This is a genomic window from Bradyrhizobium sp. KZN70725 (assembly GCF_055264925.1).
On record NZ_JBUYWT010000022.1, the window covers coordinates 52,044 to 77,683 of the forward strand.

Consider the following 25,640-nt stretch of genomic DNA (forward strand, 5'->3'; position numbering starts at 1 on the left):
TGGGGGAGCCCACTACTCCTTCCGGATTATCCATTGTGCGTGTCCCCACGCCGCGGCAGCGAGGGACCGGTCACCGGCACCAGACATCCGGGATTTCCCTCACTCCAGCCCCGCGGACGGCAGACGTATCGCCACTCGAAGTCCCCCGAGTGGAGACCGGTCCAGGCTAAGGGATCCGGCGTAAAGCTCGGCGAGTTCCCGCGTGATCGACAGCCCGAAGCCGAATCCTGGAGAGCTTTCGTCGAGCCGTTGGCCGGCCTGCACCGCCTGCGACATCTGCTCCGGCGAAAGCCCCGGTCCATCGTCCTCGACGACGAGGACCACACTTCGCGTCTCCTCGCGAGATTCGACGACAACCTTGCTGCCGCACCAGGAGAAGGCGTTCTCCAGCACGTTTCCCAGCATCTCGTCGACGTCCTGCTGTTCGCAGGCTACCGCCAGGCCGGCTGGTATATGATTGACGAAATCGATCGTCTTGTCGGCGTTCACTTTGCCGAGGACGAGACCGAGATCCGCGACGCGTGGCGCGATTACTGTTCTTGTCCGAACCGGACCGCAAAGTGCGGCCGATCGGGCGCGACCCAGATGATGCCGGATGCGCCGGTCCATTAGGACGACGAGACCGTGAAGATCCTCTGAGCCTGACGATTGCTTCTGCAGCGCGACCGCCAGCGTCGCAAGCGGCGTTTTCAGTCCGTGCGCCAGATTCGAGACGTGTTTGCGCGCCCGCTCCAGGTTGGTGGCGTTCTGAACCAGCAGCGCATTCAGTTCGGTGGCCAATGGCTGCACCTCGCCCGGCTGCGCGTCGGGCACGTTGTCGCGAAGTCCAGCTCTTACATCGGCGACCGCCTGACGAAGTCGTTCGAGGGGACGCAACCCCAGACGAACCTGGATCAGCATCGCTAAGATCAATGCGATGCCGAGCACCGCGAGCGACAAGGCCAACGTGCGCATTGCTTCCCACAACGGCCCGCGCACCGCGTCTCTCGGCGCGGAGGCCACGATCGTGACAGGAGTGCCGGACACCGCGACGTTCAAAATGCGAAAGTGGAGTACGTTGTCGTATGGACCCTTGCCGTCGGCAGGCAGCGGGCGTTCTCGCGGAGGCGGATCTTCGCCGATCGGGGGAGGCGGCGGCGGGGGCGGCAGGGGTCTGTTGCTGATATCGGGAGGAGCCAGATCCGCTCCGTCGAGCGACCGCGACCGCAAGGCGTTCTTTGGCCCCAAAATCTGCCAGTACCAGCCGCGTCGGCGTCGATCGAATGGCGGCCCGTCGGCGGATCCCGCCAGACGAATGTTGCCGGCGCCGTCGGCTTCAAGCATGGACGCGAGGAAGAGGATCTGCGCGTCGAGCCTCTGATCGATCTGCCCCTGCACGAATCGATGCAGCACGAACGATATCAGGATCGCGGCGACGATCAGGGCCGCGGTGATGAACACGCCGGCTCCGATCATGAGGCGCCGGCCGAGCGATGCATTCCGGCTCATCATGGGGATCCCGAGTTGAGCTTGTAGCCGCGGCCCCTTTCGGTCTCGATCAGCGCCTTGCCGACCTTGCGCCGGAGCCGCGCGACGATCACTTCGATGGAATTCGAATCCGTCCCGACGTCGCCCTCATAGACCTTTTCCGACAGCAGGCCTCGCTCGACCACGGTGTCCTTGCGCAGGATCAGGCATTCGAGAACACGCCACTCCAACCCGGTCAGCTTCAACGGCAATCCATCGAGCTCGAACACGCCGGTCTGCGTTTCGAAGCTCAGGGGTCCGCAGGAAATTCGCGGCACAGCATGCCCCGAGGCGCGACGGACCAGCGCGCGAAGGCGCATGACCAGTTCCTCGATCCGGAATGGCTTGGTGAGATAGTCATCGGCCCCGGCCTTGAAGCCTTCCACCTTGTCGGTCCAGCCGTCGCGCGCAGTCAGGATCAGCACCGGCAGGTGCCGGCCCTGCTTCCGCCAACCGCGCAGCACCTCGACGCCGGGCACTTTGGGCAGCCCGAGATCGAGCACCGCGGCATCGTAGGATTCGGTTTCGCCGAGGTGCTGTCCGTCCTCGCCGTTGGCGGCGATGTCGACCGCGAAATTCTCCTCACGCAGGGCTCGGGCAATCTCTTGCGCGAGCAGGCGATCGTCTTCGACCAGAAGGATTTTCATTCGGCTCACACCTCGGACCGGAACTAGGCGCCCAAGCTTAACTCAAGCTGAACGGAACGGTTCAGGCTGGATTGGGGACAGTGTCCTAGGCTTCAGGCATCGCAATCATGAAAGGAGCGTCCAATGACCGAAAGCGATGCACAGAGGGATACGAGCCCGTCGCTGCCTGGGCGTCGGCAGGTCCGGCATCGTGGCCTGTTGGCAGGGGCCGCGCTTGCCGTGCTTGTCGCCGGCGCAGCGGCCGGTGCCGCTGGCGTTCGCGTCGCCCAGAATTGGCCGCCGCGCAACGTCATGCTGCTGCAGCCGACCGCGATCGACAGGCTGCAACCCGGCGGTCCGTCCGCCGTGCGCGGCAACGTCGCTGAGATCTTCGGCCACATGTTCTTGATGGAGGACGGCGGCGGCCGCGCCCTGATCGATCTCGGACCGCGTGGGGATAATGCCGATGCCGTCACCAGGGGAGAGATCGTGACGGTCCAGGGAATGTTCGATCAGGGGATCTTCCGCGCTCAAATCGTCTCGCATGCCGACGGCCGAACCGAAGCCTTCGGTCCTCCGCCGCATCCGCCTCGCGGCGCGCCACCGCCGCCTCCGCGGGCCGACGGGCCGCCTCCGCCGCCGCCCCCAGGGGCACCACCCCCACCACCGCGGGCTGACGCCCCGCCACCACCGCCCGGAGCACCGCCACCGCCCCCTGGGCCCAAAGCGCTTTGAGCAAATCACGAACAGTAGAAAATCAGGAGATCAGGATGTCGGAAGACCAGATCAAATTGTCCGGCAGGATCGTGCACGTTTTTGCGCACCGCTTTGTGGTTCAGACCCCGAAAGGCATGGTGCTTGCCGATCTCACGCCGCATGGAGCAGACCTCGTCAAGCTCCGGATCGGAGCCGATGTCGAACTGGAAGGCGAGCAGAAGCCTTCTGAGCTCAAGGTGACGCATTTCGCGTGCGATGGCGCGGGCGTGACGATCCAGCACAAGAAGAAGCCCGAGCACGCCCACCACGAACCCGCAGACCCCGCCGCAGCGATCGAGGCCGCTCGCTCGGCCGGGTTCGAACCGATGGGTACGCCCCGTCGCAAGCCCAAGCATTTCGAAATAGACGGCCGGCGCAACGGCGAGACCTACGAACTGCACGTCGAATTGGGCGGACGAATCCGGAAAGCCAAGCTCGTCGGCAACGGACACGAAGCTGCTTGACGCTTAGGGGACGACTGACGCCGCTCTGAGCAACCGTAACAGGAAACCGGACCCGAACCGGACTCAACCGGCTCGGGTGCGTCGAGGATCTCATCGGACAGGCAGTTTGTTTAATCAAGCATCGGGATGCAACGTGTCGATAGCACCGACGGCCTCATACAGCGCGAGTCCAGAGAAGGCGCTCCGTCCGCTGCTCGCGCTGAACTTCTTCATCGCCGACATGCAGGCCGGCATCGGGCCGTTCCTCGGCGTATTTCTGCTCGCGCAGGGCTGGCAGGCCGGCTGGATCGGGACGGTGATGACGGCGGGCGGCGTTGCCGGGATGTTGATGACGACGCCGGCCGGAGCCCTGATCGACGCCACGCGCAGCAAGAAGCTGTTCGTCATCATCCCCGGCATCTGCAGTGTCGTCGCCTCCGGCATCGTGCTGCTGTCGCAGGAGTTCTGGCTCGTGGCAGCCTCACAGGTCGCGACGGCGATTGCCGGCGCCGCGATCGGTCCGGCCGTCGCCGGCATCACGCTGGGTATCGTCCGCCAGGCAGGCTTCAATCGACAGAACGGCCGTAACCAGGCCTTCAACCACGCCGGCAACATGGTCGGCGCCGGGCTGTCCGGATTCGTCGGCTGGGTGTACGGCTTCACCGCGGTGTTCTGGCTCGCGGCGGTCTTCGGTGTTCTCTCGATCGCTTCCGTTATGATGATCCCGAGCGCGTCCATCGACGACGACGCAGCCCGCGGGCTCGAACGCGAGAGCACGGACGACAAGCGCGCGAGCGGGTTGCAAGTGCTGATCGAATCGAAGCCATTGCTGATCCTCGCCGCAACTCTGCTGTTCTTCCACCTCGGCAATGCGGCGATGCTCCCGCTGTACGGCCTGGCGGTCGTGGCCGACAAGCAGGCCGACCCCGCGAGCTTCGTCGCGATGACCATCGTCATCGCCCAGGGCACCATGATCCTGACCTCGCTGGTTGCGATGCGGATGGCCGAAAGGGAGGGCTACTGGCTGGTCATGCTGGTGTCCTTCATCGCCTTGCCGGTCCGGAGCCTCATCGCGGCGTGGCTCCTGAACAGCTGGGGCGTTTATCCGGTACAGATTCTTGACGGCGTCGGCGCGGGATTGCAGAGCGTGGCAGTGCCCGGCCTCGTCGCGCGGATTCTCGACGGGACCGGGCGGATCAATGCCGGCCATGGCGCGGTCATGACGGTCCAAAACATCGGTGCCTCGCTCAGCCCTGCGATCGGTGGCTGGATCGCACAGGAGTTCGGGTATGGGCCGATGTTTCTCATTCTCGGTGGCAGCGCCACGGTCTCAGTCGCGCTGTGGAGCGTCTTCGCGCCGTTGTTGAAGCCTGCTTGTGCGACAAAGCCCGGGCACGCATCGGATGCAATGGTTTCAAGCGCCGCGAGTGTCGCCTGATGTTCACTCACAACGCCGCGACCTGGGGAATCGCCGGTCTTGCGACCTTGGGCGTCATTGCGCGCCCCTGGAATCTGCCGGAATACATCTGGGCAGTGACCGGCGCCGTCCTGCTGATCGCCTTCGACCTGTTGCCGTGGCGAGACGCCGTCGCGGCGGCAGGCAAGGGAACGGACGTCTACTTCTTTTTGATCGGCATGATGCTGCTGGCCGAGGTCGCTCGGAAAGAGGGCTTGTTCGATTGGTTCGCCGAACTCGCCGTCAAGCATTCGCGCAACTCAGCGTCGCGGTTGTTTTCGATCGTCTATGCGGTCGGTACGCTGGTCACCATTTTCCTGTCGAACGACGCCACCGCCGTCGTGCTGACGCCCGCGGTCTACGCCGCGACCCGTGCCGCGAAGGTCGAGCCGCTGCCGTATCTTTTCGTCTGTGCGTTCATCGCCAACGCCGCCAGCTTCGTGCTGCCGATCTCTAATCCGGCCAACCTCGTGTTGTTCGGCGCGCGGATGCCGACGCTGCCGCAGTGGCTGCACTACTTCCTGCTGCCCTCGATCGTGGCGATTGCAGCGACCTTCATCATGCTCCGGCTCAGCCTGCGGAACAGCCTGTCGGGTAGTGTCGATGTGCGCGACGGAGAGCCGGCCGTGCTTGCCAGAAGTGCCGCGATCGTCGCCGCCGGCATCGGCGCGACGGCGGCGGTCCTGCTCGCCACATCGGCGTTGGGTCTGGATCTTGGAATCCCGACATTTGCCTGCGGGGCGATGGTGACCGTGATCGTGCTCCTGCTCGGCCGCACATCGCCGCTATCGATCGCGCGCGATATCTCATGGTCGGTCCTTCCTCTCGTCGCCGGACTGTTCATCCTGGTCGAGGGCCTCAATCGCACCGGCGTGCTGCCGGCACTCGCGGAAGAGCTCGAGCGAACCGCCGCGCGATCGCCGCACGCAACCTCATGGGGCGCCGGCGTCATCACGGCGATCGCCTCGAACCTCATCAACAATCTGCCGATGGGTCTGATCGCGGCGACGACCACGCAAGCCGCGCAGGCGTCGCATCACGTCACCGGCGCAATCCTGATCGGCGTCGACCTCGGACCCAACCTTTCAGTCACCGGTTCACTCGCCACGATCCTGTGGCTGATCGCGCTGCGGCGCGAGGGTGAGCATGTTGGCGCGCTTCGCTTTCTGCAACTCGGCATTGTGGTCATGCCGCCGGCATTGGTACTTTCGCTGCTTGCGCTCTCGCTGTCTGCCTCATAAGAGCGGTTGCGGCTTCGATTGCCAGAAACGGGGGAGCTCCAAGAGGGCTCAACTTCTCTTGGCGGGGCCGCGCATGTTGTGTAAGCGCTGCATACGCGCCGCCGGTCGCACAAAATCGTAGAAGATCGCGGCTTGGCGCACTAAATCGTGGAAATGGCGGAGAGAGTGGGATTCGAACCCACGGTACGGTTTCCCGCACACACGCTTTCCAAGCGTGCGCCTTAAGCCACTCGGCCATCTCTCCGGGAGGCCCTCTCTTGAAGGGCTGAGGCGGATTTTGCAAGGGAGCGCAGGCCGGGAGCGCGAAATTTCCACAACAGATTGAAAACATTGGGTAAATTGATAACGATGGCGGCCGCGCGCCGCGGCCTTGCGCGCGGCCGCGCGCGATTTTGGCCGGCGGTCGGTCAGGGACCGGCGCAAATCAATGAGTGCATGCGATCAACCCGCCGTTTCGTCATTCCGGGGGTTCGCCGCAGGCGAGAGCCGGGAATCTATTGGGCCGCCTCACTCGTGGAAGAATGGATGCCGGGTTCTCGCCTTCGGGAGCCCCGTCGCGAGCATGCGAGGTTATGACCACTGACCGCGCAACACACTCAGTGCCGTCCCAGCGAAAGAGGGACCCATAACCACAAGTGCCGATTATTGCGCGATGCTGCTACGACGAGCCCCGTTCACAACATCCACCGCGGCGTATGGGTCCCTGCTCCCGTGCCCAATTGCGCACTAGGCAGGGACGACAGCACCGCGGATGGGCGAACCAACGCACCCACCCTGCATCGTCATGCTCGCTCAGTGATAGCGCGCGGCAAAATCCGCCGTGCGGCGCGGCCACAGGGTTGGTGGCTCCGGCAGCGCCGCGTTTCCCGCATTGTGCGTATCCTGCAGCGCCTCGATGAAGTCGGCGAACCATTGCTGGATGGTGCCGCTGTTGAGCTTCTCCATCATGGCTTCCCAGCGCATCCGCCGCTCGGTCAGCGGCATCGCGAGGGCCGTCGCCAAGGTGCGCGCCATGCCGTCGATATCGTGCGGATTGACCAGCAGCGCGGCGTCGAGCTCGTTCGCCGCACCGGCGAATTTCGACAGCACCAGCACGCCGGGGTCCGCCGGGTTTTGCGCGGCGACATATTCCTTGGCGACGAGGTTCATGCCGTCCTGCAGCGGCGTCACGACGCCGACCTGCGCGGTGCGGTAAAGGCCTGCGAGCACGCCCTGGCCAAAGCCCTTGTTGAGGTAGCGGATCGGCGTCCAGTCGACCTCGCCATGCACGCCGTTGACGTCGGTAACGAGCTTCGCCACCTCGCTCTGCAGATTGCCGTAGGCTTCGATCGCGCCTCGCGAGGGCGTTGCGATCTGCAGCAGCGACACCGAACGTTTCAGGTTCGGATGCAGCGTCCACATCTTGTCGAACGCCTTGATGCGGTTGACGAGGCCCTTGGAGTAGTCGAGCCGGTCGACGCCGATCGCGAGCTTCTCGCCATTGAGGCTGCGCCGCAGCCGCGTCACGTCGGGATGCGTCATCGCCTTGGTCGCCTGCTGCGCGAACTTGCCCGGATCGATGCCGATCGGAAACACCGCGGCGCGGGTGCGGCCGAACGACGAATTGATCACGCCGTCGCGCACCTCGAAGTCGAGATCGTGCTGCACATAGCTCAGGAAGTTCTCGCAGTCCTCATCGGTCTGGAAGCCGATCAGGTCATAGGACAGCATCGCCTCGATCAGTTCGCGATGATTGGGCACGCCCGCGATTACCGCGCGCGCCGGCCATGGCGTGTGCAGGAAGAAGCCGATCGGCTGCGTGACGCCGAGATCGCGCAGCTCGGCGCCGAGCGCGAGGAAATGATAGTCCTGGACCCAGAACACGGAATCCGGCTTGCGGAAGCGCAGCAACGCGCGCGCCATGAACGCGTTCACTTCGCGATAGCTCGCGTAGTCCTCGCGAGACGCACGAATCAGATCGGCGCGCGAATGCATCGCGGGCCACAGCGCCGAATTGGCAAAGCCTTCGTAATAGCCGCCATAGTGCGCGGCCGGCAGATCGAGCATCGCCAGCGCGCCCGCCCCGAGCGCTTCGACCTCTGCGAAAGGTTCCTTCAGGTTCCCGTCGCGGACGCGTCCGCTGGAACCAACCCATATTGCCCCTGTCTTTTCCACCACCGGCAACAATGCCGCAGCCAGCCCCCCCGTCATGGGTTCATTGGGTTTTCCGCGCGAGACGCGGTTCGATACGACGACGAGGTTCACCAGGTCCCCTCCTGTTGGTCAACTCGCGTATTAACAACCATTCATCAAGATGGTTCCTGATCAAGGAATCTCCCAATTGAAACCAAATTCTGGCGAACACGCACGGAACTCGCGGGAACTCGCGAAAAGAAAATTACGCGCGAGGTTGACGCCACGACGCAAAAGCACCGTATTCGATTCGGCTGCGATGAATGCGTTTCGGTTAGGACAGGCTGACGTCCCTATCAACGTCGAGCAGATGCGCGAGGAATTCGCGCACATCGCTCGGTCCGTCGAAATGTCCGGCGACGCCGGTTGCGCGACGGCCGACGGAGAACGCTAGACCGTCGAAATCGGGCATGATCGCGAACACGGTCTCGTCGGTGACGTCGTCGCCGATGAAGAACGGACGCCGCCCCTTGAACGGCTCATGCGTCATCAGCTCGAGCACGCCGGTCGCCTTGGTGAAGCCGGAATGCTTGATCTCGCAGACGCTCTTGCCCGGCAGCACCTCGATCGGCGCATTCGGCAACTCGGCGCGGATCAGCGACACCGCTTCATAGATCGCCTTCTCCGCCTGCGGCGCCAGCCGGTAGTGCAGCGCCAGCGAATAGCCCTTGTCCTCGAGCAGAATGCCGGGGCTGAGCTTTGCGATCGCGGCAAGACGGCGCTTCAACTCCTTGTCGAGCGGCGGCGCGTGTGCGGCGACCGCCTCGCTGTCCGGCTGCAGCCGCATCTCGGCGCCGTGGCCGCCGATCGCAGGAAACACTTCCGGCGCGAAGATCAGGTCGATGTCATTGAGGGAGCGGCCGCTGACCAGCGCCAGCGCGCCATGGGTGCGCTCATGCAGCTGCTTCAGCGTGGTCGACAGTTCCGGCGGCACCCAGACCTCGCGCGGCGTCGGCGCGAAATCGAGCAGGGTGCCGTCGATGTCAAGCAGCACCGCGGCCTGGCGGAGCGGCGGAATCAGCGACGCCGGCGTCGGCACGCTGTCCGTCTTGGCGTCAGGGGCGATGTCATCATCCATGGGCATCTCGGCCACGTCATGTTTCGTCATAGTCTACTCCACACATGCCAGTGGTCGCGCGACAGATTCGAGCGATTTCCGCTCGGCCGCGACGGCATAGCGCCATGCGACCGCTGCGGCGACCATCATGAGCGCCGACCCCAGCAGGTAGCCGGCGAAGACGCTGTTGCGCGATCCGGTGTCGATCAGCACGCCGAACAGCGCCGGTCCAATCACGCCGCCAATGCCGGTGCCGATCGCATAGAAGGCGGCGATCGCGAGCGCGCGGACCTCCAGCGGAAACGTCTCGCTGACGGTAAGATAGGCGGCGCTCGCGGCCGGCGAGGCAAAGAAGAAGATCACCATCCAGGCGATGGTCTGGGTCTGCGCGCTGAGCACGCCGATCGAGAACAGATAGCCGGACAGCGCCAGCAGCACGCCCGAGATGCCATAGGTCAGCGCGATCATGGTGCGGCGGCCGAGCGTATCGAACAGGCGGCCGAGCAGCAGCGGCCCGAGGAAGTTGCCGGCGGCGAAGGGGAGGATGTACCAGCCGACATTGCTGGCGGCGACACCGAAGAAGTCGGTCAGGATCAATGCGAAGGTGAAGAAGATCGCATTGTAGAAGAACGCCTGCGCGGCCATCAGCGTGAGCCCGACCAGCGAGCGCTGCCGGTAGGTGGAGAACAGCGTCACCGCGACCTCGCGGAGCGGCGTGTGATCGCGCATCCGCAGCCTGATCTTCTCGAAGTCTGCGCTCGACTGCTCGTGGCCGAGCACGGAGGTCTCGATGTCGGCCACGATCTTGTGGGCCTCCTCGGGACGCCCGTGAATCATCAGCCAGCGCGGGCTCTCCGGGATCCACATCCGCATCAGCAGCACGACGAGGCCGAGCACCGCGCCGGTGAAATAGGCGATCCGCCAGCCGTGGTCCGGCGCAAGGAACGCGGGGTCGAGCAGGATGATGGCGCTCAGCGCACCGATCGCCGCCCCGATCCAGAAGCTGCCGTTGATGACGAGATCGGTCCAGCCGCGATAGCGCGCCGGCACCAGTTCCTGGATGGTCGAGTTGATCGCGGTGTATTCGCCGCCGATGCCGGCACCGGTGAGAAAGCGAAACAGCGCGTAGCTCGCGACATTCCACGACAGCGCGGTCGCGGCGGTCGCCGACAGATAAAGCGCGAGCGTGATGAAGAACAGCTTCTTGCGCCCGATCCGGTCGGTGAGCCAGCCGAAGCCCAGCGCACCGAGCACGGCGCCGGCGAGATACGCGCTGCTGGCAAGACCGACATCGGCGTTGGAGAAGCTCATCGTCGGGCTGTCCTTCAGCGCGCCCGACAATGCACCCGCGAGCGTCACTTCCAGCCCGTCGAGGATCCAGGTGATGCCGAGCGCCAGCACGACGCGGGTGTGAAAGCGGCTCCAGCTGAGATTGTCGAGCCGGACCGGAATCGAGGTCTCGATGATGCGGTCATCGTCCGGCGTGACCGGAGCCACGGCCTGTTGCGTCGTCGCGGAACTCAATTGTGTCGGCTGCACTGTCATCAGAATCGACCAATGAGAAAAACCCCGGAACGATCTGCTCCAAGGTTCACTCACCCGGAATTGCGGCAAACGGAGTGCCCGCCACGCGGTGTCAACGCGGCAGGCCGGCAAGGGTTCCCGCAATGCGGCATAGGAACCGCGGTCGCGGCGATCTGTTCTCGGCTCAAAAGACACGGAGGCATCGATGGCCGCACACAAGAAAGCAACGCGCAAGACGGCAAGGACATCACCGGCACGGTCCACGAGCGCGACGCGTCGCAGGCGTGGCGCAAGCAAGAGGACGGCGAAGCGCTGGTCGCAGCGGGTGACCAAGGAGAGCGATGCGCTCGACCTCGAGCGCGGCGTGTTCAAGCAGACCAGCGCGAAGAAGATCGCATCATCGCTGAAGCGGTCCGCCGAGCACAGCGCGCGCCGCAAGAGCGGCGCCTATCGTTCCGCGCTCTCGATGCTGACCTTCTATATCAACCGCGCCGGCAAGACGCTGCCGAAGACCGAGCGGTCGCGGCTGGAGCGCGCCAAGGTCGAGTTGAAGCACCAGTTCGGACGAGATTAATCGCATCATCTCGCCAACCAAACAGCGTCGTCCCGGCGAAAGCCAGGACCCATACGCCGCGGCCCAACAAAAGGGCACGCGGCGAGTTGCACTTAAAACATAGTGAGTGGTGATTATGGGTCCTGGCTTTCGCCAGGACGACGATGGATAGATCCGCGCGCGCCTTATGCCGCGCGGATATTGGCCATAAAGCGGTCGAGCTCCTCGCGCAGCCGCGAGCTCTCGACCGACAGCGAGCGGGCTGAATTCAGCACCTCTTCGGAAGCAGCTCCGGTCTCGGTGGCGCCGCGATTCACCTGGGTGACGCTGGACGCCGCTTCCTGTGTGCCCTGCGCGACGTTCTGCACGCTGCGCGCGATCTCCTGCGTTGCCGCGCTCTGCTGCTCGACCGAGCTTGCGATGTTGGTCGCGATGCCGGAGATCTGCCCGATAGTGCCGCCGATCTCCTTGATAGCGGCGACCGATTCCTGCGTCGCCGCCTGCATGCCCGAGATATGGGTGGAGATCTCGTCGGTGGCCCTGGCGGTCTGGCTCGCCAGCGACTTCACCTCGGCCGCAACCACCGCGAAGCCGCGGCCGGCATCGCCGGCGCGCGCGGCCTCGATGGTGGCGTTCAGCGCCAGCAGATTGGTCTGCTCGGCGATCGCCGTGATCAGCTTGACGACGTCGCCGATCTCCTGCGCAGCGCGCGAGAGCTTGCCGATCCGCGCGTCGGTCTGCTCGGCCTGACGCACGGCGGAATCCGCGATCTGGCTCGACTCCTTGGCGCGACGGCCGATCTCGTCGACGGACGCCGACAGCTCCTCGGTTGCGGAGGCGACCGATTGCATGTTGCTGGAGGCTTCCTCCGAGGCGCCGGCGACCTGGCTCGACAGGTTCTGCGTGGTCTCCGCCGTCCGGGTCAGCGTACCGGCCGCGGATTCGAGCTGCACGGCTGAGGCCGACACGTTGGAGACGATCGAGCCGACCGCGGATTCGAATTCGTCGGCAAAACGAATCAGCTCATTGCGCCGCGCGGTCGCACTTGCCTTGTTCTGTGCTTCCTGGGTCGCGGCATCGCGTTCGGCCTTGGCGATCGCCTGGACCTTGAATTCCTCCACGGCGCCGGCCATCTCGCCGAGTTCGTCGCGGCGGCCGAGGCCCGGCAGCACAACGTCGAAATTGCCCGCCGCGAGCTCGCGCATCGCCGCACACATCGCCGCGATCGGTCGCGAAATACCCTTGCCCAGCAGGAACGCCCAGACCAGCCCGAGCACGAAGCTGCCGGCGGCGAGCATCAGGATCAGCTGCTCGGTCTCGCCGATCATGGTGTGCGATTCGTTTTCAAGCCGCTTCTGGTCGGCGAGCAGATCGGACTTCATCGCCGCCGCGCCCTGGCTGATGGCGGCCGCGGACTCCGTCATCTCGACGGTTAGTTCGTCGATCGACTTCGCGTTCGCGATCAGCTTGGCGAGCGCCTCGCGGTACTCTTCGAGCAGCGCGGTGATGTCCTTCACGCTCTGGGTGATCCGCTCGTTATTCGAGGTGATCGCCTTCACGAGATTGTCGGCGAATTTCAGCCGGGCGAGCGCGCTCGAAGCGACCGTCTTGTCGCCGTTGACGACGAAGGTATTGACGGCCCCGGTGATCGACTGGAGTTGGTCGGCCACCTTCTTGGCGCCGAACTGGATCGACTGCAGCTCGGAATCATCGGCGTTGCTCGGGAGATCGTCGAGCTTGTAGCGCATCGAGGTCGCGCTGCGGGTCAGCTTGTTCTGCGCGGTCTGTGCGCTGTCGTTCTTGATGCGGACGATCTCGGCGAAGATCTTGGTGAAGGCGCGGAATTCGCGCTCCAGCTTGGTGATCTGCTCGAGCCGGGCCGGGTTGGTGGTGCCCTTCATCGACGCCATGATGGCATCCTTCAGGCTGCCCTCGGCGGCGAGCGCGGCCTTGGCGTCGTCCTCCTTGCCGGTCGCAACGAAGTAGCGCGCCAGCGAACGGTAGGAGATCAATTCGCGATCGATGTTGCGGGCCAGATCGGCTTCCGCGACGCTCTGGCGATAGGAGCCGACGCCGGCGGAGACCCGCTCGAAGCCCATATAGGCAAAGCCCATGGTGGCTGCCGAAAGCGCCAGCGTGACGGCAAAGCCGAGCATGATCTTGGCGCGAAATCTGAGGGTTGGGATCCTGATCGACAACGATCGCTTCAGCCCCGGCATTCCAACCCCCGTCTTCATTCTGAAAACCACGCGAGGTCCGGCAGCAACCCGCCCCAGACCCCGGAGCGCAAAACTAAGGCAGAATCGATAAGGCCCGGTAAATGGGCAGCGGCCGCCGGGCCCGGCGCGATACTACCTTGGTCGGGCTAGGCGGGTGGGTAAGGTGATTGACGCGCAGGTCCGGCCCGATAGTTTAGAACCGATCAAATCCTGTCCCTGCCCGGGCCAGGAGAACACACATCGGGAGGTGTCCCATGTCATCGCGTCGACCGGCGCCATTGGCGCTTGCGGCGAGCGTAGCTGCCGGCGCAATAGCCCGGCCAATGGCATTTCCCCTCACGACCTGAAAGCCGCGGGCAAGCCGGAACGCCAGCCATCGCGGCATGGTCCGGATGCCCTCACGACCCGCGCGGGTTCAATCGGCCGCGCCAAGAAAAGCAAAAAATTCTGGTCAGGGAGAGCGCCTTTGGCGAAGCAGAACGGTGGCACCGCCGACAGTATCGTCGTGGTGCAGGCAAAGACCAACGGGCCGCGGGAAGCAGCCGACGAGATCGCGCGCCAATTGGCGGCGGCTGATCTCGCGATGCTCGTGGTGTTCGTGTCACCGGTCTACGAGCCGCAGACATTCATTGCCGAACTGTCCAGCCGGATGCCCGACGTACCGATCTTCGGCTGCACCACGGCCGGCGAATTGTCGCCCGGCGGTTGGGACGAGGACAGCGTCGTCGCGATGGGCTTCAACGCGGCCGATTTCGTCATCGCGGCCCGGCCGCTGTTCGACCTTTCGACATTTCGGGTCGATCACGGCCGCTCGATCTGCACCGAATTGCAGCACGAATTCGCGCAACGCACCGAGCATTGCGATCACACCCATGATTCCTTCGGGCTGCTCTTCATCGACGGCATGTGCCAGCGTGAGGAGACCATCATGTCGGCGATCTATGCGTCGCTCGGCGACATCCCGGTGGTCGGCGGCTCCGCCGGCGACGGCCTGCGCTTCGAGAAATCGTGGGTCTTCCATGGCGGCGAAGCCTTTACCGATGCCGCGGTCCTGATCCTGATCCGGACCCGGCTGCCGTTCCGCCTGTTCAAGTGCGACCACTTCGAACCGACCTCGACCAAGATGGTGGTGACCGAGGCCGACATCGAGCACCGGATCGTCAAGGAATTGAATGCCGAGCCGGCCGCGCGGGAATATTCCCGCGCCGTCGGCCTCAGCGATAGCAAGCTCGAATTGTTCTCGTTCGCCGCGCATCCCGTGCTGGTTCGCGTCGGCGGCGCCTATTACGCGCGGTCGATCCAGCGCACCAACCCGGACGGATCGCTGCAATTCTTCTGCGCCATCGACGAGGGCATGGTGCTGACGGTGGCGCGCGAGCGCGACCCGATCGACGTGACGAGCCGCCTGCTCAAGGAGCTGACCGAGGATCTCGGCGAGGTCTCGATGTTCATCGGCTTCGAATGCGTGCTGCGCCGGCTCGACGTCGAGCAGCGCCAGCTGTCGCGGGAGATGTCGGAGCTCTATCGCCGCAACAAAGTGATTGGCTTTCAGACCTATGGCGAGCAGTATCGCTCCATGCATGTCAACCAGACGCTGACCGGCATCGCCATCGGCAAGCGGGCACTCGCGCCGCAATGACGGATACCAAGACCACGCGAATTGCGGCGCTCGAACGCGAGGCCGAGAAGCTGCGCAAGATCAACGCGGCGCTGATGTCGCGCGTCGAACGCTCGACCGATCAGCAGCTCAACGCCTTCTCGCTGTTCGAGACCGCGATCGCGCTGGATCAGCAGGTGCGCGACCGCACCCAACAGCTCAAGCAGGCGCTGCAATCGCTGGAGAAAACCAATGGTCGCCTGCTGCAGGCCAAGCAGCAGGCCGAAGCGGCGAGCTCCTTGAAATCATCCGTGCTCGTCTCGGTCACGCACGATCTGTTGCAGCCGCTGAATGCGGCGCGGCTGACGCTGTCCGCGCTGACCGAGATGGCAACCGAGTCCAAGAGCGTCGCGCTTACCGATCAGATCGATCGTTCGCTGGCGACGCTCGAGGACATGCTGCGGACGCTGCTCGACATCTCCAAGCTCGATGCGGGCGTGCTCAGGCCCGAATTCGGGCCGATCGCGATCGCCTCGCTGTTCGAGCCGCTGGAGCAGGAATTTGTCGCGACCGCCGCCAAGCGCAATCTCGGTTTCCGGATCATGCCGTCGTCCGCGGTCGTTCGCTCCGATCCGCTGATGCTGCGACGGATCCTGCAAAACCTCGTCGCCAATGCGCTGCGCTACACCCAGCGCGGCAGCGTGCTGATGGGATGCCGTGCCAGGGGCGATGACATCTGCATCGAGGTGCACGACACCGGGCCGGGCATTCCTGAAGCGCAGCGCGAAGCCATCTTCGTCGAGTTTCAGCGCGGCGAAACCAGCGCCGGCGACAAGGCCGGCATCGGGCTTGGTCTCTCGATCGTGCGCCGGTTTGCCGACCTGCTCGGCCATGACATCAGGCTGAGCTCGCGCGCCGGCAAAGGCTCGGTGTTCTCGGTCACCGTGCCCCGCACGCTGGATCCGGTTGCGATCCCGGTGCGCGAACAGGCCAGCGTCGACTATCGCTATGGCGGCATGGAGGGCGCCAAGATCCTGCTGATCGAGAACGACCTCTCGAGCGCCGAGGGGCTCGCCCATTTGCTGGAGAAATGGGGCTGCGACGTCGCGGTGACGATCTCCAAGACCGAGGCGCTCGAGCGCATCCACGCGCTCGACGGCATTCCCGACGCCATCATCGCCGATCTGCATCTCGACAATGGCGAGACCGGCATTCAGGCCGTCGATGTCATCCGCGGCGCGATCAACGCCAAGGTACCGGCGATCATCGTGACCGCCGACTACTCGGCCAAGGCCGCCTCCGACGTATCGGCCTTCGGCCATGAGCTGTTGAAGAAGCCGATCAAGCCCGCCGAGATGCGCTCGCTGCTGTCGTTCCTGCTGGCGGCGGAGCAGTCGGGCGCGCGGTTATGAGCAGAGCGTTTTCGAGCGAAGTGGATACCGGTTCGCGTGAAGAAAACGCGTCAGACAAGAACCTGGAGCCTTTCCCGTTGCGATTCCATCGAAACGGGAAAGGCTCTAGGCGCCATGCGACGACCGCGAGGCCGTCACCGGCGCGTGGTCGTGCTTGCCGAAGTCCAGCTTCGACAGCGCGATGATGGCCTCGGTGCGGCTGCGCACGCCGAGCTTGCGCAGGATCTCCGAGACATGCACCTTCACGGTGGTGACCGAGATATCGAGCTCATAGGCGATGTGCTTGTTCTGCAGGCCGCGGCAGATCATGTCGAGCACGCGAAGCTGCTGCGCGGTGAACTGGCCGAGCTGCTGCACCAGCTCGCGCGCCTCGGCCTGGGCCTTCCGGGCGGCGGCGGTATCGCGAAAGCGCGGCGGCAGGCACACCGCGCCTTCGAGAATGCCGCGCAACAGCCGCGCCAGCTCGAGCTTCGGCGTCGACTTCGGGATGTAGCCGGAAATCCCGAGCGAGATCGCGCCGCCGACGATCCGGGGATCGTCATGCGCCGACACGATCACAAGCGCGCTGCGCGGCGCGGCGGCACGCACCCGGTAGGCGCCGAGCAGGCCCGTGGTGCCGGGCATCGACAGATCGAGCAGGATCAGATCGAGCCCGTCGCGCGCCGCGATCACATCCAGCGCACCGTCGATCGACGTCGCCTGCAGCACCTCGGCATCGGGAAACTCGGCCCCGATCACGCCGATCAGGGCGGCACGGAACAGCGGGTGATCCTCGACAATCAGCAGTCGAGGCGTACCCGCCTTGCCGAGCGGCGGCTCGTCCGCCAGGGGCGCGGTCGTGGTCAATGCTGCGCCGTCCTCCCTCGGATGCTCATAACAGCCATTGTGCGCACGACGTTATCTCAAAGCCGGATGGCAGCCTATAGGCAGGATTTCCAATGCGCCCGCCTCGCAGTGCAGCACGGCTAGTGTCCCGAATCCGAAGTTCGCATCATTTGCCGCACCTTCGGAGCGAACTTCGGATTCGATAAGGACACTAGCAAACTTATGATTCTAGTGTGCTTTATCAATGCGAAGTTCGTGAAAGTGGCTGCCGCGAAATCGCACGAACTTCGCATTCAGCACACTAGGGCGCCTTCTCCGCCTTTGCGCCCGAACAGGCCTCCGGGACCGGAAGCGGAATCTTGCCGAGCTCGATGATCGCCTTGTTGCGGCTGAACAGCTTCAGCTTGCGCAGGATCTCGGTGACATGCGCCTTCACGGTGGATTCCGCGAGCTTGAGCTCGGCGGCGATCTCGCGGTTCTGCAGGCCGCGGATGATCAGATGGAGCACCCGGATCTGCTGCGGCGTCAGCTTCTGAATGCGTTCGCGCAGCGTCCGCGCCGTCTCGGACTGTTCCAGCGCACCGACCGCGACGAAATCCCGCGGCGCCGAGACCGAGCCGCTCAGCACGCGCGCGATCGCCTGCGAGAGCTCGCCGAGCGAGGTCGACTTCGGCAGATAGCCGACCGCGCCCATCTCGAGCGCCTCGCGGATGGTGTGCTTGTCCTCCTCGCTCGAGACGATGGCGATCGGCAGCCGCGGATAGCGATCCCTGATCTTCTGGAAGCCGGAGAAGCCGACCACGTCGGGCAGCAGCAGATCGAGCAGCGCCAGGTCGATATTCGGCTCGCTGGCGAGGATGCCAAGGGCCCCCTTGATCGAGGTGGCCTCATAGATCCGGGCATCGGGATGCGAGATGCGGATGGCGTTGCCAAGCGCCTCCCCGAACAGGGGGTGATCGTCGATGATCAGGAACCCCATCATGAGGACCCTCGCACTGCCCAAGCCTCCGTTCCGATTGGATCGGAACGGGGCTCTCGATTCATGTTCTGACGCGTTTTCTTCACGCGAACCGGTATCCACTTCGCTCGAAAACGCTCCTCTTGCGAACCGCAGCTTCTAGTTCGATCCGCCGGTATCCTGCACGCTCTGCAGATAGACATATACGTTTCTGAGCTCGTCGTCGTTGAAGACGTCCTTCCAGGCCGGCATGCCCTTGGCCGGCCGCCCGTCATGGACCGTCTTCCAGAATGTCGATTCCATGTCGTCAGCATAGCGCTTCTTGAGCAGCCTGAGATCGATCTTTCGCTCGGCCTGCACCGCGTCCGGGCCGTGGCAATGCGCGCAGGTTCCGTTAAAGACCTCCCGCCCGGCGGTGGCATCCCCCTTGGCGTCGCCGGCGGTCGCGGCGGTCTGAACCGGTCTCTCGGCCGCCGCGGCCGCGGCCTGCCCGACCGTGACGGGCTCGCTGGCGCCGACGGACGACGTCGTCGCGCGGTCGGCCTCGCCGAACTTCACCGGTGCGCCGTTCGGCACGCCATATTTGGCAAACAGGGCGGCAATCTCCGGCTGCAGCGCCGGCAGCACGCCGTCGACTTCATCGCGCAGCGCGCCGGACGCCTTGGCGAAACCGATCGCGGTCGCCCAGAGCAGGCCGTCGCCCTCGGTGGACACGATCTGATATTTGTCGCCGAAGCTGGTCTTGTTGAGCCAGCCCGCCACCGGCGCCCAGATGAAGGCGATGTCGGCCTTGCCCTGTTCGAGCGCCGCCATGCCCTCCTCCGGGCTGAGCACGGTCACCTTCTGGACGTCGTCGCGCAGCGCGAGCAGGTTCTGCGGCGTCGATTGATACTGCACCGCAACCCGCAATCCCCTGAGGTCGTCGACGCCGGCAAGCTTGCGGTCCTTGCTGCCGACCAGCGCATAGCCCTCATGGGCGATCGGCTTCGAGAAGATCACCGCCGGGCCCATGAAATCGTCGATCAAAGGCAGGCCGACCATGGCGTCGCACTGCTTGCTGAGCAGCGTCTCCCGCACCGTGCGCTTGCCGAAATAGGACTTGTACCAGTTGGTGCTCACCGTGCGGCCGAGCTTCTGCGCCACCGCCTGGCCGATCTCGAGATAGAGGCCGGGCTTGCCCGGGTCGTCGCTCGAGAAAGGCAGGTTGGTCGGGTCGGCGCAGAGCCGCAGCGGCGGCTTTGTCTCGTCGGCGCCGGCCGCCAGGGCCGGCACCATGAGCAGGGCGGAGAGCAGCACGGTCCGGATTGCATGTTCCAACCGCGTGTTGCGCGAGGGGGTGCGCAGTTCGTTTCGGGCGATGCAGGACACGGACAATGCTGCCTCCTAGACGATCGTTTACTGCAGGGCGAACACGAACAGCGAGCCGCCTTCGGGCGCCGCGGCGACCATCTTCTTGCCGATGTCACCGAGGAAGGCCGGCAGCGCCGCGGTGCGTCCGACCACGATCGCGACATACTGCTTGCCGTCGACCGAATAGGTCACTGGACCTGCACCGATGCCGCTGCCGAGGTTCTTGCTCCACAGCACCTTGCCGTTCTTGGCATCGATGGCGCGGAAGTCGCCATGCAGGTTGCCGGAGAACACCAAATTGCCGCCGGTCGTCAGCGTGCCGCCGTTGAAGGGCAGGTCTTCCTTGATGCTCCACACCTTCTTGTTGGCGATCGGATCCCAGGCTACGAGCTCGCCGAGGAAGCCGCCGGGGCCCGGCTTGGTCGGGAATTCGGCGCCAAGATAGAACACGCCGCGCTTGTAGTTCACGTCAGAGACCGACCAGTCCATGCACACATTGTTGCTCGGGATGTAGACGAGGCCGGTCTGCGGGTTGAACGACATCGGCTGCCAGTTCTTGCCGCCGATCAGGTTCGGGCAGATGTCCTTGGCGGGATGGCCCGGGCCCGGACGCTTGTCCGGATCCTCTTCCGCCCGCATCGTGTTGATGTCCCACTTCTTGGCCCAGTTGGCGAAGACGTATTTCTCCGCGGAGATCATCTTGCCGGTCTCGCGGTTGGCCACGAAGAAGAAGCCGTTGCGGTCCGCCTTCATCAGCACGGGCGTCTCGGTACCCTTGATCTTGAGGTCGGCGAGCAGCAGCTCGTTGACGCCATCATAGTCCCAGGCGTCAGCCGGCGTGCCCTGGATGTGCCACTTGATCTTGCCGGTGTTGGGATCGATCGCCAGCGTCGAGGCCGTGTAAAGGTTGGTCAGCTTGCCGAAATTGCCGTCGCCGGTGGAGCGCACCGCGGTATTCCACGGCCCCGGATTGCTGGTACCCCAGTAGACCGTGTCGGACTTGGCATCGTAGGAGCCGACCAGCCAGGCGGCGCCGCCGCCGTGCAGCCCGGTGTCGCCCTTCCAGGTGTCGCTGCCGGGTTCGCCCGGCGCCGGCACCGTGTAGGTCTGCCAGAGCAGCTTGCCGTCCTTGAGCGAGAACGCCTGCAAGGCGCCGCGGACGCCATATTCGCCGCCGCCGAAGCCGGTGATGACCTTGTCGCGGACGACGAGCGGCGGCGAGGTGATGACCGAGCCCTGCTTGTAGTCGACGACCGTCGAGGTCCAGAGCTCCTTGCCGGTCTCGGCGTCGAGCGCGGTCAGCTTGCCGTCGAGCCGGCCGACGAAGATCTTGCCGTCAGCATAGGACACGCCGCGATTGTTGACGTCGCAGCAGGCGTATTGAAGCACGTCATCCGGAATATCGGGCTGCCAGGTCCATTTGCGCGCGCCGGTCGCGGCATCGATCGCATAGACGTATTTCGGACCCCACGAGGTCGACACATACAGGTTCTTGCCGATCACAACCGGCGACGACTCGTTGGAGCGGAGCGAAGCCAGCGACAGCGAGTAGACCAGCTGCAGCTTGCCGGCATTCTCGGAGTTGATCTGCTTCAACGGGCTGAAACGCGTATTGCCGTAATCGTGGCCGGCAATTGCCCATCCGTTGGGATCGGATGCCGCCTTCACGACGGAATCATTGGCTTTCGACGCACCAATGCCTGCCAGCACCATGGCGACCAGCGACACGCCGGCAAAGAAAATCCTGCTCCTCAGCTTCATTGGCTTCCTCCAATATGGTTTCGTTGCCGCGATGGGTGCATCGCGAGCGCGTCTCTCGACCCAATTTCGTGAACCAGCGATCTTCCGTCGCTGCGTCGGCGATGAAAATGACAGCAACGCTTTTGCGTCGTTATAGGCGGAAGGTAGTAGCGATCGCGGCGACGATTTTGGCGTGCGGCGAGCACCGTCAGTTTGCCGAAAACCGCTTGCGCTGCCGGGCAATTTCGTCGCGCCGGAGCACGCCGCCGGCTGCTTGCAAATTGCCCATTGAACGGCCGCCTGCTAGGATCGCAGGCACTGCCCGGCGCCTTCATGACAGGGCCGCGACTACGACTTTGATCGCGGTTACGACCCACATGAAGCGTGGTCTACTGGGCCCATAACGAAGCTATTGGGAGAAACGCGTGTCTACAGTCAAACTGACGGTAAACGGCAAGGCGGTCTCGGTCGACGTTGAGGACCGAACCCTCCTCGTGCACCTCTTGCGCGAAAACCTGAACCTCACCGGCACCCATGTCGGCTGCGATACCAGCCAATGCGGCGCCTGCGTCGTCCATGTCGATGGACGGGCGGTCAAATCCTGCACCATGCTGGCCGGCCAGGCCGCGGGCTGCAACGTCACCACGATCGAAGGCCTCGCCAAAGGCGACGAGCTGCACCCGATGCAGGCGGCGTTCCGCGACAATCACGGCCTGCAGTGCGGCTATTGCACCCCCGGCATGATCATGTCCGCTGTCGACATCGTGCACCGCCATGGCGGCAAGCTCGACGAGGAAACGGTTCGCCACGAACTCGAAGGCAACATCTGCCGCTGCACCGGCTACCACAACATCGTCAAGGCGGTGCTCGACGCAGCCGGCCGCATGAAGGTTGCGCAGGCCGCCGAATAGCGCGCCACGCACCGCACACGATCAAGCTCACCACCGCCGGTCTCGATGGAAACGGCGGCAAATCGAATCTCCGGTCGGGAGGACTAGACAATGGGTGTTGAAGGAATTGGCGCACGTGTCGTGCGCAAGGAAGATCGCCGGTTCATCACCGGACAAGGACGTTACGTCGACGACGTCAAAATGGTCGGCATGAGCTACGCTCACTTCATCCGCAGCCCGCATGCCCATGCCAAGGTCAAGGGCATCGATTCCGCCGAGGCCATGAAGATGCCCGGCGTGATCGCGGTGCTGACCGGACAGCAGATCGTCGACGACAAGGTCGGCAATTTGATCTGCGGCTGGGCCATCACCTCGAAGGACGGCTCACCGATGAAAATGGGCGCGTGGCCGGCGATGGCGCCGGAGACCGTGCGCTTTGTCGGGCAGGCCGTCGCGGTCGTGATCGCCGAGACCAAGAACCAGGCCAGGGACGCCGCCGAAGCGGTCGTCGTCGATTACGAAGAACTTCCCGCGGTGCCTGACATCAAGGCCGCGATCAAGCCGGGCGCCGCGCAGCTTCATCCCGAAGCTCCCGGCAACATCGTATATGACTGGCATCTCGGCGACGAAGCCGCGGTCAAGGATGCCTTCAGCAAGGCGGCCAATGTGGTGACGCTCGACCTCACCAATAACCGCCTGGTGCCGAACGCGATGGAGCCGCGCGCCGCGATCGCGCATTACGACCAGGCCGAAGAGCACTACACGCTCTACACGACGTCGCAGAACCCGCACGTCGCCCGCCTCGTGCTGTCGGCGTTCTACAACATCGCGCCCGAGCACAAGCTGCGCGTGATCGCGCCCGACGTCGGCGGCGGCTTCGGCTCCAAGATCTACATCTATCCCGAAGAGATGGTGGCTCTGTGGGCCTCGAAGAAGGTGGGCCGCCCGGTGAAGTGGACCGGCGACCGTTCGGAAGCCTTCCTCACCGACGCGCATGGCCGCGACCATGTCTCGAAGGCGGAGTTGGCGTTCGACAAGGACAACAAGATCCTTGGCCTGCGGGTGAAGACCCACGCCAATTTCGGCGCCTATATGTCGCTGTTCTCCTCGGCGGTGCCGACCTATCTCTACGCGACGCTGCTGTCGGGCCAGTACGTGATTCCGGCGATCTATGCCGAGGTGATCGGCGTCTACACCAACACCACGCCGGTCGACGCCTACCGCGGCGCCGGCCGCCCCGAGGCCAGTTTTCTGATCGAGCGCATGATGGAGACGGCGGCGCGGCAGTTGAAGGTCGATCCGACCGAGCTGCGCAAGAAGAACTTCATCACCCAGTTCCCGTATCAGACGCCTGTAATCATGGCGTATGATATCGGCGACTTCCACGCCTCGATCGATGCTGCGATGAAGGCGATCGACTATGCCGGCTTCCCGGCCCGCAAGGCCAAGGCGAAAGCCGACGGCAAGCTGCGCGGCATCGGCATCTCCTGCTACATCGAGGCCTGCGGCATCGCGCCGTCGAAGGCGGTCGGCAGTCTCGGCGCCGGCGTCGGCCTGTGGGAGTCGGCGGAGATCCGCGTCAACCCGGTCGGCACCATCGAGGTGCTCACCGGTTCGCACAGCCACGGCCAGGGTCACGAAACGACGTTCTGCCAGATCATCGCGGAGCGGCTCGGCGTGCCGATCAGCCAGGTCTCGATCGTCCATGGCGACACCGACAAGGTGCAGTTCGGCATGGGCACCTACGGCTCGCGCTCGCTCGCGGTCGGCGGTACGGCGATCGTGAAGGCGATGGAGAAGGTCGAGGCCAAGGCCAAGAAGATCGCCGCGCATGCGCTCGAGGCATCCGAGAGCGACATCGTGATCGAGAACGGCGAGTTCAAGGTCACCGGCACCGACAAGTCGATCGCGCTGCCGATGGTCGCGCTCGCCGCCTACACCGCGCATAATTTGCCCGATGGCATGGAGCCCGGCCTGAAGGAGACGGCGTTCTACGACCCGACCAACTTCACCTTCCCGGCCGGCGCCTATATCTGCGAACTCGAGGTCGATCCCGGCACCGGCAAGACCTCCTTCGTCAACTTCGTCGCAGCCGACGATTTCGGCCGGCTGATCAACCCGATGATCGTCGAGGGCCAGGTCCATGGCGGCCTTGCGCAGGGCATCGGCCAGGCACTGTTCGAAGGTGTGGTCTATGACGGCACCGGTCAGCTCATGACCGCGTCCTTCATGGACTACACCATGCCGCGGGCCGACGACCTGCCCTCGTTCCAGCTCTCCCACACCACGACGCTGTGTCCGGGCAACCCGCTCGGCGTCAAGGGCTGCGGCGAAGCCGGCGCGATCGGCGCCTCGGCTGCCGTGATCAACGCGATCACGGACGCCATCGGCAACAACAAGCTGGAAATGCCGGCGACGCCCGATCGCGTCTGGCATGCCATTCACGGTTGAGGGAGGAAGAGCCATGTACGAGACAAATTATCACCGCGCTTCCTCGGTCGCTGACGCCGCCGCAACCTTCGCCAAAGGCGCGGAATCAAAATTCCTCGCCGGCGGACAAACCCTGCTTCCGGTGATGAAGCAGCGTCTTGCCGCGCCTTCCGACGTGATCGACCTGTCCAAGGTGCAGGAGATGATCGGCATCGAGGTGTCGGGCGACACCGTCACCATCAGGGCCGCGACTCCGCATTACGATGTGGCGCAAAACGATGCGGTGCAGAAGGCGATCCCGGCGCTCGCCAATCTGGCGTCGATGATCGGCGATCCCGCCGTGCGCTATCGCGGCACGATCGGCGGCTCGCTCGCCAACAACGACCCGGCGGCGGATTATCCGGCGGCGGTGCTGGCGCTCGGCGCGACGGTCAAGACCAACAAGCGGTCGATCGCGGCGGATGATTTCTTCAAGGGCCTGTTCACGACGGCGCTCGAGGATGGCGAGATCATCACCGCCGTGTCGTTCCCGATCCCGGCCAAGGCGGGCTACGCGAAATTCCCGAACCCGGCCTCGCGCTTCGCACTGACCGGCGTGTTCGTCGCCAAGACCAAGTCGGGCGACGTCCGCGCCACCGCCACCGGCGCGTCGCAGAGCGGCGTCATGCGGGTCGCGCCGATCGAGCAGGCGCTGAAGGCGAACTGGGCGGCCTCGGCGCTCGACAGCGTCAATATCCCGGCGAGCGGCCTGCTCGCTGACATCCACGGCTCGGCCGACTACCGCGCCAACTTGATCAAGGTGATGGGACAGCGGGCGGTCGCGGCCGCGGGCTGATAGCGCCTAAACACAAGTCCAGAACGGCGCGCAGCGATGCGCGCCGTTCG

20 protein-coding genes and 1 tRNA gene are annotated in these 25,640 nt (G+C 64.6%); 9 read left to right on the top strand and 12 right to left on the bottom strand.

Annotation, left to right across the window (positions count from 1 at the left end):
• Window positions 1-99 precede the first annotated feature (99 nt).
• From ACZBJS_RS21615 to ACZBJS_RS21625, 3 genes are all read right to left on the bottom strand, one after another.
• A complete protein-coding gene (locus ACZBJS_RS21615; RefSeq protein ID WP_316395468.1) occupies window positions 100-1,488 on the bottom strand; it encodes a sensor histidine kinase in 1,389 nt (462 codons plus the stop codon).
• Entirely contained in the window at window positions 1,488-2,153 is a 666-nt protein-coding gene (locus ACZBJS_RS21620; protein ID WP_076834811.1) for a response regulator transcription factor, read from the bottom strand. The genes ACZBJS_RS21615 and ACZBJS_RS21620 overlap by 1 nt, the downstream gene beginning before the upstream one ends.
• A 105-nt stretch (window positions 2,154-2,258) precedes the next feature.
• Window positions 2,259-2,717 (bottom strand): hypothetical protein, encoded by a 459-nt coding sequence (locus ACZBJS_RS21625; protein WP_199805383.1) that lies wholly within the window; start codon window positions 2,715-2,717, stop codon window positions 2,259-2,261.
• Window positions 2,718-2,902: 185 nt separating this feature from the next.
• Between ACZBJS_RS21625 and ACZBJS_RS21630 the strand changes: the two genes are divergently transcribed.
• The 3 genes from ACZBJS_RS21630 (at window position 2,903) to ACZBJS_RS21640 (ending at window position 6,028) form a co-directional block, all read left to right on the top strand.
• Window positions 2,903-3,352: a hypothetical protein gene (locus tag ACZBJS_RS21630; protein WP_057021152.1), complete on the top strand. Its 450-nt coding sequence runs from the start codon at window positions 2,903-2,905 to the stop codon at window positions 3,350-3,352.
• Window positions 3,353-3,485: 133 nt separating this feature from the next.
• Window positions 3,486-4,769: an MFS transporter gene (locus tag ACZBJS_RS21635; RefSeq protein ID WP_316395466.1), complete on the top strand. Its 1,284-nt coding sequence runs from the start codon at window positions 3,486-3,488 to the stop codon at window positions 4,767-4,769.
• Window positions 4,769-6,028, top strand: a complete 1,260-nt coding sequence (locus ACZBJS_RS21640; protein ID WP_253588572.1) for an arsenic transporter — start codon at window positions 4,769-4,771, stop codon at window positions 6,026-6,028. Before ACZBJS_RS21635 ends, ACZBJS_RS21640 begins: the two co-directional genes overlap by 1 nt.
• A 154-nt stretch (window positions 6,029-6,182) precedes the next feature.
• On the opposite strand, the gene ACZBJS_RS21645 is transcribed toward ACZBJS_RS21640, so the two are convergent.
• The 4 genes from ACZBJS_RS21645 to ACZBJS_RS21660 form a co-directional block, all read right to left on the bottom strand.
• A tRNA-Ser gene (locus ACZBJS_RS21645) sits at window positions 6,183-6,272 on the bottom strand.
• A 548-nt stretch (window positions 6,273-6,820) separates the two neighbouring features.
• On the bottom strand, window positions 6,821-8,272 hold the full coding sequence (locus tag ACZBJS_RS21650) for a trehalose-6-phosphate synthase (RefSeq protein ID WP_057021128.1): 1,452 nt from the start codon (window positions 8,270-8,272) through the stop codon (window positions 6,821-6,823).
• 202 nt (window positions 8,273-8,474) lie between these two features.
• Window positions 8,475-9,308 carry a trehalose-phosphatase gene (gene otsB / locus ACZBJS_RS21655; RefSeq protein WP_410469707.1) on the bottom strand — a complete coding sequence of 278 codons (834 nt, stop codon included), beginning with the start codon at window positions 9,306-9,308 and terminating at the stop codon, window positions 8,475-8,477.
• A gap of 3 nt (window positions 9,309-9,311) precedes the next feature.
• Complete coding sequence (locus ACZBJS_RS21660; protein ID WP_316395465.1) at window positions 9,312-10,802, bottom strand: MFS transporter; 1,491 nt, start codon at window positions 10,800-10,802, stop codon at window positions 9,312-9,314.
• A 184-nt stretch (window positions 10,803-10,986) separates the two neighbouring features.
• Between ACZBJS_RS21660 and ACZBJS_RS21665 the strand changes: the two genes are divergently transcribed.
• Window positions 10,987-11,355, top strand: coding sequence for a DUF3175 domain-containing protein (locus ACZBJS_RS21665; protein ID WP_168859275.1), 369 nt, complete (start codon window positions 10,987-10,989; stop codon window positions 11,353-11,355).
• Between the two features lie 164 nt (window positions 11,356-11,519).
• On the opposite strand, the gene ACZBJS_RS21670 is transcribed toward ACZBJS_RS21665, so the two are convergent.
• Window positions 11,520-13,553, bottom strand: coding sequence for a methyl-accepting chemotaxis protein (locus ACZBJS_RS21670; protein WP_057021126.1), 2,034 nt, complete (start codon window positions 13,551-13,553; stop codon window positions 11,520-11,522).
• Window positions 13,554-14,019: 466 nt separating this feature from the next.
• Here ACZBJS_RS21670 and ACZBJS_RS21675 point away from each other — a divergent pair, with 466 nt between their 5' ends.
• Together ACZBJS_RS21675 and ACZBJS_RS21680 are read left to right on the top strand one after the other, a co-directional pair.
• Window positions 14,020-15,192, top strand: coding sequence for an FIST N-terminal domain-containing protein (locus ACZBJS_RS21675; RefSeq protein ID WP_316395464.1), 1,173 nt, complete (start codon window positions 14,020-14,022; stop codon window positions 15,190-15,192).
• Window positions 15,189-16,562, top strand: coding sequence for an ATP-binding response regulator (locus ACZBJS_RS21680; RefSeq protein WP_057021124.1), 1,374 nt, complete (start codon window positions 15,189-15,191; stop codon window positions 16,560-16,562). The genes ACZBJS_RS21675 and ACZBJS_RS21680 overlap by 4 nt, the downstream gene beginning before the upstream one ends.
• A 105-nt stretch (window positions 16,563-16,667) precedes the next feature.
• On the opposite strand, the gene ACZBJS_RS21685 is transcribed toward ACZBJS_RS21680, so the two are convergent.
• From ACZBJS_RS21685 to ACZBJS_RS21700, 4 genes are all read right to left on the bottom strand, one after another.
• Window positions 16,668-17,408: a LuxR C-terminal-related transcriptional regulator gene (locus ACZBJS_RS21685; protein ID WP_316395463.1), complete on the bottom strand. Its 741-nt coding sequence runs from the start codon at window positions 17,406-17,408 to the stop codon at window positions 16,668-16,670.
• A gap of 280 nt (window positions 17,409-17,688) precedes the next feature.
• Window positions 17,689-18,369, bottom strand: a complete 681-nt coding sequence (locus tag ACZBJS_RS21690) for a response regulator (RefSeq protein WP_016843264.1) — start codon at window positions 18,367-18,369, stop codon at window positions 17,689-17,691.
• A gap of 135 nt (window positions 18,370-18,504) precedes the next feature.
• Entirely contained in the window at window positions 18,505-19,713 is a 1,209-nt protein-coding gene (locus tag ACZBJS_RS21695) for a c-type cytochrome (RefSeq protein ID WP_316395493.1), read from the bottom strand.
• Window positions 19,714-19,740: 27 nt separating this feature from the next.
• Entirely contained in the window at window positions 19,741-21,456 is a 1,716-nt protein-coding gene (locus ACZBJS_RS21700; RefSeq protein WP_057021120.1) for a PQQ-dependent methanol/ethanol family dehydrogenase, read from the bottom strand.
• Between the two features lie 404 nt (window positions 21,457-21,860).
• Between ACZBJS_RS21700 and ACZBJS_RS21705 the strand changes: the two genes are divergently transcribed.
• The 3 genes from ACZBJS_RS21705 to ACZBJS_RS21715 all read left to right on the top strand — a co-directional run bounded on the left by ACZBJS_RS21705 (window position 21,861) and on the right by ACZBJS_RS21715 (window position 25,590).
• A complete protein-coding gene (locus tag ACZBJS_RS21705) occupies window positions 21,861-22,346 on the top strand; it encodes a (2Fe-2S)-binding protein (protein ID WP_028335209.1) in 486 nt (161 codons plus the stop codon).
• 90 nt (window positions 22,347-22,436) lie between these two features.
• Window positions 22,437-24,776 carry a xanthine dehydrogenase family protein molybdopterin-binding subunit gene (locus ACZBJS_RS21710; RefSeq protein ID WP_057021119.1) on the top strand — a complete coding sequence of 780 codons (2,340 nt, stop codon included), beginning with the start codon at window positions 22,437-22,439 and terminating at the stop codon, window positions 24,774-24,776.
• A gap of 13 nt (window positions 24,777-24,789) precedes the next feature.
• Window positions 24,790-25,590 carry an FAD binding domain-containing protein gene (locus tag ACZBJS_RS21715; RefSeq protein ID WP_316395462.1) on the top strand — a complete coding sequence of 267 codons (801 nt, stop codon included), beginning with the start codon at window positions 24,790-24,792 and terminating at the stop codon, window positions 25,588-25,590.
• Window positions 25,591-25,640: the final 50 nt, after the last annotated feature.

What these genes read in the sequence shown, in the direction of transcription:
- ACZBJS_RS21615 (WP_316395468.1), bottom strand. Translation starts at nt 1,488, where the DNA reads ATGAGCCGGAATGCATCGCTCGGCCGGCGCCTCATGATCGGAGCCGGC.
- ACZBJS_RS21715 (WP_316395462.1), top strand. Translation starts at nt 24,790, where the DNA reads ATGTACGAGACAAATTATCACCGCGCTTCCTCGGTCGCTGACGCCGCC.
- ACZBJS_RS21700 (WP_057021120.1), bottom strand. Translation starts at nt 21,456, where the DNA reads ATGAAGCTGAGGAGCAGGATTTTCTTTGCCGGCGTGTCGCTGGTCGCC.
- ACZBJS_RS21625 (WP_199805383.1), bottom strand. Translation starts at nt 2,717, where the DNA reads ATGCGGCGGAGGACCGAAGGCTTCGGTTCGGCCGTCGGCATGCGAGAC.
- ACZBJS_RS21640 (WP_253588572.1), top strand. Translation starts at nt 4,769, where the DNA reads ATGTTCACTCACAACGCCGCGACCTGGGGAATCGCCGGTCTTGCGACC.
- ACZBJS_RS21670 (WP_057021126.1), bottom strand. Translation starts at nt 13,553, where the DNA reads ATGCCGGGGCTGAAGCGATCGTTGTCGATCAGGATCCCAACCCTCAGA.
- ACZBJS_RS21660 (WP_316395465.1), bottom strand. Translation starts at nt 10,802, where the DNA reads ATGACAGTGCAGCCGACACAATTGAGTTCCGCGACGACGCAACAGGCC.
- ACZBJS_RS21680 (WP_057021124.1), top strand. Translation starts at nt 15,189, where the DNA reads ATGACGGATACCAAGACCACGCGAATTGCGGCGCTCGAACGCGAGGCC.
- ACZBJS_RS21665 (WP_168859275.1), top strand. Translation starts at nt 10,987, where the DNA reads ATGGCCGCACACAAGAAAGCAACGCGCAAGACGGCAAGGACATCACCG.
- ACZBJS_RS21710 (WP_057021119.1), top strand. Translation starts at nt 22,437, where the DNA reads ATGGGTGTTGAAGGAATTGGCGCACGTGTCGTGCGCAAGGAAGATCGC.
- ACZBJS_RS21630 (WP_057021152.1), top strand. Translation starts at nt 2,903, where the DNA reads ATGTCGGAAGACCAGATCAAATTGTCCGGCAGGATCGTGCACGTTTTT.
- otsB (WP_410469707.1), bottom strand. Translation starts at nt 9,308, where the DNA reads ATGACGAAACATGACGTGGCCGAGATGCCCATGGATGATGACATCGCC.
- ACZBJS_RS21690 (WP_016843264.1), bottom strand. Translation starts at nt 18,369, where the DNA reads ATGATGGGGTTCCTGATCATCGACGATCACCCCCTGTTCGGGGAGGCG.
- ACZBJS_RS21620 (WP_076834811.1), bottom strand. Translation starts at nt 2,153, where the DNA reads ATGAAAATCCTTCTGGTCGAAGACGATCGCCTGCTCGCGCAAGAGATT.